Origin of the sequence: Blautia luti (genome assembly GCF_013304735.1) — a bacterium.
Taxonomy (GTDB): domain Bacteria; phylum Bacillota; class Clostridia; order Lachnospirales; family Lachnospiraceae; genus Blautia_A.
Genome location: NZ_JAAITI010000011.1, coordinates 1 through 10970, shown reverse-complemented (window position 1 = coordinate 10970; position 10970 = coordinate 1). Strand labels below are relative to the sequence as shown.

Annotated in this window: 9 protein-coding genes and 1 pseudogene; all 10 read right to left on the bottom strand. The window is 42.8% G+C overall.

Going from position 1 to position 10970, the window contains the following annotated elements:
- Positions 1-4: 4 nt before the first annotated feature.
- Positions 5-1054 carry a DUF5688 family protein gene (locus G5B06_RS07890; RefSeq protein WP_173690222.1) on the bottom strand — a complete coding sequence of 350 codons (1050 nt, stop codon included), beginning with the start codon at positions 1052-1054 and terminating at the stop codon, positions 5-7.
- Positions 1055-1082: 28 nt separating this feature from the next.
- Entirely contained in the window at positions 1083-3194 is a 2112-nt protein-coding gene (locus tag G5B06_RS07885; protein ID WP_173690223.1) for a DNA topoisomerase 3, read from the bottom strand.
- Positions 3195-3266: 72 nt separating this feature from the next.
- A complete protein-coding gene (locus tag G5B06_RS07880; RefSeq protein WP_173690224.1) occupies positions 3267-4007 on the bottom strand; it encodes a CD1107 family mobile element protein in 741 nt (246 codons plus the stop codon).
- Entirely contained in the window at positions 3982-4290 is a 309-nt protein-coding gene (locus G5B06_RS07875; protein ID WP_173690225.1) for a DUF4315 family protein, read from the bottom strand. Before G5B06_RS07875 ends, G5B06_RS07880 begins: the two co-directional genes overlap by 26 nt.
- A gap of 26 nt (positions 4291-4316) precedes the next feature.
- The gene (locus G5B06_RS07870; RefSeq protein WP_173690226.1) at positions 4317-6596 is read right to left on the bottom strand and encodes a CD1108 family mobile element protein; all 2280 of its coding nucleotides are present in this window, start codon (positions 6594-6596) and stop codon (positions 4317-4319) included.
- A gap of 51 nt (positions 6597-6647) precedes the next feature.
- The gene (locus G5B06_RS07865) at positions 6648-7106 is read right to left on the bottom strand and encodes a hypothetical protein (RefSeq protein WP_005423581.1); all 459 of its coding nucleotides are present in this window, start codon (positions 7104-7106) and stop codon (positions 6648-6650) included.
- Positions 7090-9561, bottom strand: coding sequence for a VirB4-like conjugal transfer ATPase, CD1110 family (locus G5B06_RS07860; RefSeq protein WP_173690227.1), 2472 nt, complete (start codon positions 9559-9561; stop codon positions 7090-7092). Before G5B06_RS07860 ends, G5B06_RS07865 begins: the two co-directional genes overlap by 17 nt.
- Positions 9512-9901 carry a PrgI family protein gene (locus tag G5B06_RS07855; protein ID WP_005423573.1) on the bottom strand — a complete coding sequence of 130 codons (390 nt, stop codon included), beginning with the start codon at positions 9899-9901 and terminating at the stop codon, positions 9512-9514. Before G5B06_RS07855 ends, G5B06_RS07860 begins: the two co-directional genes overlap by 50 nt.
- A gap of 22 nt (positions 9902-9923) precedes the next feature.
- The gene (locus G5B06_RS07850) at positions 9924-10796 is read right to left on the bottom strand and encodes a VirB6/TrbL-like conjugal transfer protein, CD1112 family (protein WP_117683025.1); all 873 of its coding nucleotides are present in this window, start codon (positions 10794-10796) and stop codon (positions 9924-9926) included.
- 19 nt (positions 10797-10815) lie between these two features.
- Positions 10816-10914, bottom strand: a pseudogene (locus G5B06_RS19000) (Maff2 family mobile element protein); the annotation flags it as partial.
- Positions 10915-10970 lie beyond the last annotated feature (56 nt).

Here is a 10970-nt window from a genome sequence, read left to right as displayed (position 1 = left end):
GGTATTAAAGTTCCATATCATGTTTCTTTGTTTTCGGTTTCTGATCTGGCTGTTCTTTTCCTGTTTTCTCTGTTTTTGCAGCCTGTGCTTCTTTTTCTTTCTGACGTTCTGTGAATCTGTCAGCTTTTTCAAAGACATGATCCTTTGTATCAAAGTGATATACATCATTGGTAAGGCGTTCTGCTGGTGCTACCTGAGTGGCATTGACTTCTTTTACCATATCTCTTAACATTTCTGCATCCACTTGCCCGTCATCTGGCAAGACCAGCATTTCATGGATGGATGATGGCAAAATGAAGAAATCATTTCCCAGAAGTTCCCCCATGTTATCCATGAATTCCGGATAAAAGATCACACCGGCTCCATCAATTCTTTCTGTATTCGTAACAACAAAGAATGTCGGCATCTCGCTTGATTCCTGCAATGTTTCCTGCAGCATTTCACGTTCATCCGGTGTCAGCATGAGAATATTTTTCTGGTACATTTCATCTATCAATGCACCTATACTTGATACCTCCGGGGCCATGACACGCGGTGAACTTTTCATAGCATCTTCATGAAGCTGTTCTACAGAGATTCCATACTGTTCAAGCAGATCATTTTTGATAAACATGGAACTTAATCCATCCTGATCCTTACCTACTGCCACATGATAGGTGATTGCGAGATCTTCCTTCAGCTGGTGTGGCGCATTTTCGAGGACTTCCTTATTTGCTTCGGCTGATGATACACGGATAAACAGCTTGTCCTTCACATCTTCATAATTAAAAATAGCTTTCAGATCAACCTGTATCGGTGCCTCAATAACTATATCTGCAATCTTTCTGCATACAGTTTCCATTGTTACACCAGGCTGTGCTTTATATGCTTCATACAGCTGGTTAAGATTGATCGTCGGGGTAAGCATCTCACCTTCTTTTCTCACCATCAGTCCCGTATAGGCACGGTTCAGTTTCTGACACTCCATCGTTGATACTTCTGCATTCTCATAATCCTTTGGTAAAAAGAGTTTGATATTGTCCTTTACTTCATTTACAAATTCATTAAAATTCATTCTTCGTTTCCTCCTCTAATCTGTTTTCTTATTTCTTTTTGCTTTTGTTTTTTGGTTTCTTTTTGGGAAAGGATAAAGAAAAATTCACCTTTCCGGTTTCATCTGTATCCATATGGAGATCTGCCTCAAAGTACATATTTTTCTTTCTGGAATACAGGTCTTTTACATGCACACTTCCGTTTTTCAGAAGTTCTGCGGCCATCTTTTTATCCATGTTTTTTTCCATGCTCTGCAGATAGCGGTTATCTTTCCAGAGAGCAAAGTGACAATCATGGTCGCTGCAATAGAAGTTGGTTTTGCTTTCATATACCAGGCTTCCACATACCGGACAGGTTCCAATGCTTTCTCTGGTCTGAAATCTTCTTGTTTCTTCTTCGGAAATCGCATCACATCCATTCAGCATCATGGTAAGCATGTTTTTGATCCCAGTCATAAACTGTTCCGGTGCAATCTCTCCATGCTCCATCAAAAGCAACTGGTTTTCCCATTCTGCAGTCATACCTGCAGATTTCAGGAAGTCTGGCAGAATCTCAACAAGGACTTTTCCATCATCTGTTGGAAGGATCTGTTTTCCTTTTCGGGTGGCATACTGGGAATAGATCAGTTTTTCGATGATACCGGCTCTTGTTGCCGGAGTTCCTAATCCTTTCTTTTCCGTATCTTCATCGAATTCCTTATTTCCAGCAGTTTCCATTGCCGCAAGGAGAGTATCTTCACTGTATGGTTTTGGTGGCGATGTAAAATGCTCTGTCTTTTCTGCATCTACAGCATAGAAAGTCTGTCCTTTGGTTACTTTCGGGATTTGGTCTTTCATTTCCTGATCCGGATCTGTGATTGCCATGCGATCCTTATTCTTGAAGCAGTTTTCAAAGAGTTTCCATCCATCCTGCAGCACGGTTTTTCCTTTTGCCTTGAAGATTTCTTCCTGGCATTCCACCTCAATCTCTGTTTCTTGGTAAATGTGATCTTTACTCATTGCCATGACCGTATGGACTGCAATCAGGAACAGAATCTTTTCTTCCCAGGATTTCAATTCATCCAGATGGCAGGATGCAAGCTCCAGCGTTGGAATGATTGCATGGTGATCTGTCACTTTGCTGTTATTCATGACTTTCTTCACATTTGGCTGCTCCGTCTGATCAAAAGGACCTGTCAGCTGATATTTCTCATAAATCTGACGAACCACATTTCTAGCAGTCTGCTCCATATCTTCGGTCAGATACTGGCTGTCCGTTCTTGGATAAGTGATCAGCTTCTTTTCGTACAGGCTCTGGGAGGTATCCAGTGTCTGTTTTGCTGTCATTCCATAGATACGGTTTGCCTCTCTCTGCAATGTGGTCAGATCATAAAGCTTTGGTGCTTTTACTTTCTTTTCCGTTTCTTTTACTGCAGTGATACTAGCTTCACTTCCCTGGCATCTGCTTCTTAACTGTTCCGCCTCATCTGGATCAAAGATCTTTGGTTTTACTGCCGGAATTCCGTCACAATCCAGTTCTACATTGAAATACTTTTCTTTCTGGAAATTGCTGATCTGTCCGGCACGTTCCACCAACATGGCAAGTGTCGGTGTCTGAACCCTTCCAACGGTCAGCTTTTTGAAGTACTTTGTGGTGTAAGCTCTGGTTGCATTCATTCCTACCAGCCAGTCAGCCTGAGAACGGCATACAGCAGCTTCGGCCAGATGCCGGTATTCCTCTGCGGATCTCAGATGCTGCATTCCATCAAGGATTGCTGAATCTTCCAAAGAACTAATCCATAATCGTTTCACCGGCTTTTTACTTCCGGATAAGTCATAGACATGTTTGAAGATTAATTCTCCTTCACGTCCGGCATCACAGGCATTTACGACATATTCAATTTCCGGACTGTTGAGCAGTCTTTTTAAGATATAGAACTGATCTTTCTTATCTTCTGAGACTGTAACTTTCCAGTCTTTCGGGATGATCGGGAGATCTTCATATCTCCACTGGTTAAATTTCTCATCGTAAGCATCCGGTGAAACATATTCTGCCAGATGTCCGAAACACCAGCTGACCATACAGTCGGTTCCTCTTAAATATCCGTCTTCTCGTTCCTGTGCTCCAATCACCTCTGCGATTGCTCTTGATACACTTGGTTTTTCTGCAATTACTAAATACATGATGTATTACCTCCTTCACATATACAAAAGGAGAGACTGCATTTTACAGGCTCTCCGTTAAAAAAATTTTATTTATTTTTCTGAATCCTCAAAATCTTCTGGCTCGTCATCCAGTTCTTCATCATCTTCTACAGTCTCTAAGTCCCCTGTTTCTAAGCCTTCCGGCTGATCATCCTCTTCTTCTTCCTTCTTTGGCTTATAGATCTTGAAGTAGTAGTATGCTGCCACACCGCCAAGAGCCAGGATAAGGATAGTTGCCATTACGCCCATATTAGATTTTGCAGATGAAGTTTTCTCAGGATCAACAGTAGCTTCCTTGTCTACATCCTCATTATTTGTTTCATCCAGCACTACCTTTGATTTATCTGGCTGTGGTGTTACGACAGTAGCAGTGCTGTCTTTATCCAGAAATTCGGACAGATCATTCTCATCAATCTGGGATAACATATAGACATTCTGTGATGTGGCACTGCGGTCGATCACGATATAGAAAGTATTGTTATTCTTCGTTGTAACCGTAAGAAATTCCTTTGTGGAATCATCGGTAATGTCATCCTTGACTTCACCATTGCCAGGTGTCGTAAATGCAGTTCCCTTGTCTGTTCCATCTTCCGGCAGCACCTCGTTTGTGTTTGTCGCCTCGTCCTTTTTCTCTTCTTTGTCTGTTGACTGTTCCGTCTGAGTTGTCTCTACTTTGGATGCCTCTGCCGATTCATCCACATAGGCAAATGCTGTGGTTGATGCTGTAAAAAGCATCATGACTCCCAACAGCAGTCCTGTCATTTTCTTATTCATTTTCTTCCATTTCACCATTCTGATATTCCTCCTTATTTTCTTCTGTGAATACAAAGGAGCCTGAACCTTCATCGTCAGACTCCCTGCTTACCTGAAATTTAACTTTTCCACTCTGGATACCATCCAAAAGATCATATAACTGATCATTATCCATCTTCATACCACGGATGCACCTGATCATCTCATTGTCCTCTTCCTGCTTTAATGCAGTCTGGACACCCCTAAGATATTGCTGCAGATCCGCGATCTTTTTCTCTGTCTTGGCAATCTCATCCAGATATTTTTTAATCTTTTTATTCAAACTTTCACCTCCCTTCGTTCACCCCTTTATGGCAGTCTTCCAAAGCACATGAAATGTTGCTGCCAGTAGGATGTGCTGATATTTGAGTAATGGATCGGATCCCCGCAATGGATCATCATATTGTTGCCGACATAGATACCCACATGGCTTGCACCGGATGTGTTATATGTTCCCTGGAAGAAGATCAAATCTCCTGGTTTTGCTTCTCCCGGTGATACATAAGTACATACGCCTCTTAATCCATCCGCGGTCAATCGTCCATAGTTCCAGCCATTACCACAGTGGTTAATGACATAGGATACGAAACCTGAGCAATCAAATCCGGACGAAGAGTAGCCACCCCATACATAAGGTACTCCCAGATATTTTTCTGCTTCCCGAATCATCCGGGCAAATTCTTCATCCTGCAGTGCTTCCGGTGGAATCTCATAACTCATTCCATTACCGCCTGATCCACTGGTCACATTGTTTACATCCCACAGATAATTTCTGTTTCCATAGGTCGTATTTAATGCATTATAGATGATCAGCTGCTCCGCATTCAGATTGGCTCTTGCCACAGCGTCAAAGCTTCCATTTGTCAGTGTCACATATAGAATCTTCTTAGTGCTTGTACTGGTAACCGTTACTTCCTGACTGCCATTGTCATCTGCGATATAGGCTTCCCAGGTCTGATGTCCATGAGCAGAAGCGGCAGCATGGTTATCATAGTAAACGTCAAACTGCACACCATATCGTGCAAAGGCTCCGGTATCCTCAACTGTGTATTCCACACCATTCATTACTACCTTAGTGCCAATCGGCACAAATGGATTGGAAGCATCTACAGCAATGGTATGGTTTGCAGTTGGATATGCCCCACTGGCAGTTGGACCTCCGGACCATACACCACAACAGATTCGACAGTTACAATATCCGCTGGTCACTACCTGTCCTAATGATTCTCCGACTCGAACATTTCTGGTTTCTGTCACCGTTTCTGTTCGACCTTCTGTATTCAGATGATATTGTGCTTCAAAAAGAGATTGCAGCTCGTTTTCAACATCTGAGTACGTCCAGTCCCCGTATTTTGCGGTAAGATACGAGATAAGATGGTATGGATTATGACCAATCTCAGCAATGTTGTACTGATACTCGTCATAATTTGGATGTCTTCGTTCCATCTCATTGATCTGCTGATTCAAGGCACTTTCCAAAGCAGCATATCTGTTTTCGGCAGCATAAATATCCTCGTCTGAACTTGGATACGTTGTAATACCGATTACAGATCCAGCACCCTCGATAGAAGCACTGCAGCTCCCCAGAGATACTGCTATGACAAGAAAAAGAAGCGCAAAAATACCGATGCCTGCGAACATGGCACGATTACGCTTTATGATCTCTTTCAAGGCAATCTTTGCTTTTACCGTCATGTTCTCGACACCGGCAATGGTTGTCGCTCCACCTAGACTGCCAGCGGATTTTCCGGCTCTGGCTGCCCGGTATGCATCCTTATATCGTTTTTTCTGAAAGAGGCGGTTATAGAAATGTCTCTTTTGCTCAGCGTTCTTTACCGATTCTGCATGTTTGACTCCTTCCATACTTTCTGCAGAACCAAATTTCAGTTTCTTTTCTACAGTAGCCTCACGATAACCTTTGCGATGGGTTTTCACATCCGTTCGTTTGCTCCGGATCTGAGCATGACGTAGGCCACGTAACGCAGCTTCTGTTTCACGCTCTGCAAGTCTGGCACTTTCCACACCTGCATTTTCATCTGTTTCTTCCTCTTCGGAAGTGACTGCTTTCATGCCAGATATAACAGCTTGTGTGGCAATGTACTTCCCGGCTGTCCCTCCCGGTTTCATGCCAGCACCTTTCACCATCTGATTTCCTTCATCATCAAAGGATAATCTTCCGGCTTTTGCCTGTTCTTTGGTCATCTGTTTTTGCAGCTGCTTCTTCCGAATGGATTTCTTTTGACTGTTCAGATTGTTATCATCATCCGGGATTTTTTCATGACGATGCAGTTTCTTCTGGTAGGCAGACAACTTATCATGCGATGTATCTTTTGTTTTATTATCCGTTACATCTTCTGTTCCGTTTTCTACTGAATCTTCGAATATCTCCTGCCGGGCAGATGATTTCCGGATCTTTTCCATCTGCAGTCGTTTCCCTTTTCCCGATTTTGAATCTTCATTCTCAGCCTTTTTTCGTTCCCGTTCCGGAACAAATTCTTCCTTATTTTCCGGTCGTCCTCGACTCCTGTGACTGATATCTTTTACACTACCATCACGAAGATTTTCTTCTGTCAGACCATCCCTGGTCATCTTTGCGACCTTTTTATCTTTGCCTTTAAATTCTTTTCCAGCTATAGGTCATCACCTCCTGGCACAACTTTTCTTTCTGTACTCATTCAGTTCCTGGCGTCCTATAATCGGGATACCAGGATAACCATCTGCCTGTGTCCTGATTGCCGGAGAGCTTGCCTGAATATGAAATACCCAGTTCAGCTCACTCGGATCTCTTGGCCAGAATCTATTGATCAGCATGGCTTCCTTGAACTGGTTATTGTACAGATGGATCTGGGTTCGTTTATACAAAACTTCTTTCAGATCATCACTGGTAAGATGTGGGTAGATCTTTTGTGCCGGATAGAAATTCCAGAATACCCAGTCAAGGATAATATTCTGTGTTTCCAGCGGAAGCTCATACAGATGATGATCGTCATTAACTGTATGAACACGGTATCCGGGCTGCGCATTTTCCAGATTTTTCATCTGAATGTAAGGATTATCCTGGTTCCACTGCCTGATTCGGATCTTATCGATTTCCTTCATGCTTTTCCGCCTCCATTTCTTTCTCTCGTTTTTCAACTTCTTCCGGTTTTGTAGTCATCAAACTGTACAGCTTCAAGTTTTTATCGAACTTGTCCTTAAATGGAATAATTGTTGTTCCATAGAAAAGAAGTCCTTCTCCTTCCCCGGAATTCGTCACATAGGACAACTGATATGGGGAAATATTCAGCTGTTTTGCGAGGATCTGTCTGTCACCTGCCGCCTGGTTCAGCATCAGGATAAAATCACTGTTCTCAAAGATATTTTCAATTTCCCTGCTGGCAAGAAGATCTTTGATATTCTGGGTGATACCACTTGGAATACCACCCCATTTTCTGAATCTCTTCCAGATTTCTACAGAATAAGCTGCTGTCTGTTCTTCTTTGAGCAGAAGGTGGAATTCATCGATATAGTACCTGGTAGATTTGATGCCACGGTTGATCGTAACTCTGTTCCATACCTGATCCTGGACGATGAGCATTCCGATTTTCTTCAGCTGCTTTCCAAGTTCCTTAATGTCAAAGCAGACAATACGGTTATTCAGTTCCACGTTGGTTCTATGATTGAACACTTTCAGTGATCCATTTACATAGATTTCCAGTGCTGTTGCAATCCTCTGGGCCTGTGGTTCTTTCTGTTTTCTAAGGCAGTCATACAGATCACCGAGGACCGGCATATTTTCCGGTTTTGGATCTGCAAAGTACTTCTGATACACCAGTGGAAGACAACGATCGATCACGGATTTTTCTTCCGCTTCAATGCCATCCCTGCTTCCCATGATCAGCTCACATAAGGACAGGACGAAATCGGATTTTACACCAAGTGGATTGTCATCATCGGAATAATCCATATTGATATCCATCGGATTGATATAATCCTTACTGGTTGGTGAAATGTGTACGACCTGTCCGCCAAGTGCATGGACCAGTGGGTAATACTCACCCTCCGGATCTCCGATGATAATGTCATCCTTCGTAACAAAGAAAGCGTTGGTGATTTCTCTTTTTGCTGCAAAGGATTTACCAGATCCAGGCGTACCAAGGATCAGTCCATTCGGGTTTTTGAGCTTTTTACGATCCACCATGATCATGTTGTTACTGAGTGCATTCAATCCGTAATATAAGGATTCTCCTGTCATAAAAAGCTCCTGTGTCGTAAACGGAACAAAGATTGCTGTACTGGTAGTCGTAAGAGCCCGCCTGATTGGGATATGATTTACTCCCAACGGAACACTGCTCATCAATCCTTCTTCCTGCTGATAATCCAGACGTTTCAGCACACAGTTATATTTCTGTGCAATACCGGCCGTCTGGAAGATGGCATTATCCAGTGCCTGTTTTGTCTTTGCAGTATTTAAAAAGAGCGCTGTTACAAGGAACATACGCTCATTTCGTGACTGCAGATCTTCCAAAAGACGTTTGGCTTCTCCGCCATACGTATTCAGATCCGATGGGATGATATCCATGTCGTATCCAGATCTTACCGCCTTTTTCTGCTCTTCAATTTTCATTCTGTTGATATCTGTGACCTTGCTTTTTACAAGCTTGATTGCTTTCATCTGATCCACCGACTGCACATGCAGGTTGACGATCAGGTTCTTATCAATATCCAGAAATTCTGCCAGCATCTTATCCGTAAGCTCCGGCGCCAGGATCTGCAGATAGGAGACAGCCCCGATGGTATTTCCCATCTGGAATGTATTTCTGTCCCGGAACACAAAACTGGTCGGTGCCACATAATCCTTTGTATTGAGTCCTGTCCGGATCATGGATCCATAGTCAAACTGGAAATCTGTCATCACATCCGGATTGAAAGTCTCATACAAAATCTGCAATCTTTCCACTCCATTCAATGGATAGGCTGGAACTCCAAGGATCTTGAAGTTGTTCAGGATATCTGATTCAATACGTTCCAGCTTTGGCTTTGCTTCCCGGATATTGTCTGCTTCGATGGAAAAGGTGATATATTTTGATTTCACCAGTCCATTATTTCCTTTCGCCAGCTGCTGTTTCAACATCTTGGCATATTCCATACGAACATCGTCAAAAGCATCATCCTGAGGACGGATCCGGATGACCTGTTCAAATTCTTTCATGCTGCTTTTATGATTGATAAAGCTCAGCTGAAAATGGATACTGGCATCAAAGTAATTGAGAAAATCACACCAGTTTTCAAAGATCGCATTTTTATCTTCGTTCTGAGCCAGCTGGTAGTTGATATCATAGAAGCGAATACACTTAGAATACGTTTTTCCCTGTACCCTGCAGATCCCATCTTTTCCCATTTCCTTATAAGCGATCGACTGCTGGACGGACAGTTTTTTCTGCCTGTGTTTTTCTTCCTGCCTTTCCTTTTTCTTTTTCTCTTTTCTGTCTACTTTTTTGCATCCGGTATCTGCGACAGTTTTCTTATTTTTCTTTTTTCGCAACCGTTTTTCCTCCTTTCGGTTTTTCTGCATCCGGAGACTGTCTGATCTGTTCCGGATCTGTTTCATAATAGTTTTCAGTTTCATATTTTCTGACGGGTGGACGAAGAAACTTCACCCGGATCATATGCATCAGAACATCTTCTAGGTGCATCCCGTCTTTTTCGTACATGGCAAATAAAAATGCCGGTAACATCAAAAGCACCATGACCGTTGCCGCATTACTGTTTCCCATCACATTACGCAAGAGGAAATAGCTTGGAATTCCCATTGCAGCACCAATCCCAATACAGATCAGCTGTCTTTTGGTCAGGTTAAATGCTACTTTATTTTTTACCTTCGTTAAGTCTTTCGGTACGCTGACATATGCCATGATTTTCACTCCTTCCTGTAAATTAGTGCGCGTTAAATATCGACTTACTTAATGATGCTGTCTTAAAGAGGCTGTAACATAAGATCACCGTATAAGCCATAACGCCAAATAATGAAGAACTCAGATTATCTGAATACTGGATACCTGCAACAAGCACTGCATAGATTGCAACGCATACCATCATCAGAAATGCCTGGAAAGCCAGGGCAAAGAGTCCTCTGAAATAATTCGTGCCGATCTGTCCCCATTCTCTGTTACTCATAGTTGCGAATGGAATCGGCGCAACTGAGGTATATAAGTAAATCTCTATCATACGTCCATACATGATCACTGTGATCAGTACAGACAGGATTCTCATACAGAAGCCGGCAATAAGGGTTTCCAGCGCTAATACAACAAGTTCTCCGATTTCCATACTTTCCAGTGTTGCGGAAAGATCCGTCAATGCCGAAGAAATATCAATGGCGGTACTTCCTCTGATAACACCGGCTGCAGAATTAACTACGTGCTGGCCCACATCGAATACCGCCATTGTGATCGTAAATGTGTTACTCACCAGATATACAGCGATCCACATTTTTACGAAGTACTTGAAAAACATCCAGGTATCAATATCATGCATGTTGTTACGCTCGGTCAGCATAGAAATCAATTCGTAGCAGAGTACGAGTGTGATAATAATACCTGCGATCGGCATGATCACAGAATCCGATAGATTCCGGATCATACTGAATATGCTGCTGTTCCACCCTTGCGGGGTCTGTCCAACTTGGGTAGCAATCTCACCGGTCTTTTGATTGACATCAGTAAACATCGTGTCCAGATTGGAAGTGATCATCCCGGTTAAGAGTTCCCTCATCCATTCCTCAATCGCATCAAAAATCTGACTGAACATGGATCTCTACTCCTTTCTCTTAACCAAATAATCCACTCAGAAGCGGGATCAGCTGTGTTCCGATCAGGATAACACCACCACCGCTCATCAGCTGCTTAATTCCCTGGGATTTTGCACCCGATAGCGATAGGTAATCCTTTGAAGTTATCTCCGGATTTTCCCCCGCTCCACACC

Bases quoted from the DNA above. Each gene is read 5' to 3' on its own strand.
- G5B06_RS07885 (WP_173690223.1), bottom strand. From the start codon at position 3,194: ATGTATTTAGTAATTGCAGAAAAACCAAGTGTATCAAGAGCAATCGCA.
- G5B06_RS07880 (WP_173690224.1), bottom strand. From the start codon at position 4,007: ATGGTGAAATGGAAGAAAATGAATAAGAAAATGACAGGACTGCTGTTG.
- G5B06_RS07865 (WP_005423581.1), bottom strand. From the start codon at position 7,106: ATGAAGGAAATCGATAAGATCCGAATCAGGCAGTGGAACCAGGATAAT.
- G5B06_RS07890 (WP_173690222.1), bottom strand. From the start codon at position 1,054: ATGAATTTTAATGAATTTGTAAATGAAGTAAAGGACAATATCAAACTC.
- G5B06_RS07855 (WP_005423573.1), bottom strand. From the start codon at position 9,901: ATGGCATATGTCAGCGTACCGAAAGACTTAACGAAGGTAAAAAATAAA.
- G5B06_RS07850 (WP_117683025.1), bottom strand. From the start codon at position 10,796: ATGTTCAGTCAGATTTTTGATGCGATTGAGGAATGGATGAGGGAACTC.
- G5B06_RS07860 (WP_173690227.1), bottom strand. From the start codon at position 9,561: ATGCAGAAAAACCGAAAGGAGGAAAAACGGTTGCGAAAAAAGAAAAAT.
- G5B06_RS07870 (WP_173690226.1), bottom strand. From the start codon at position 6,596: ATGACCAGGGATGGTCTGACAGAAGAAAATCTTCGTGATGGTAGTGTA.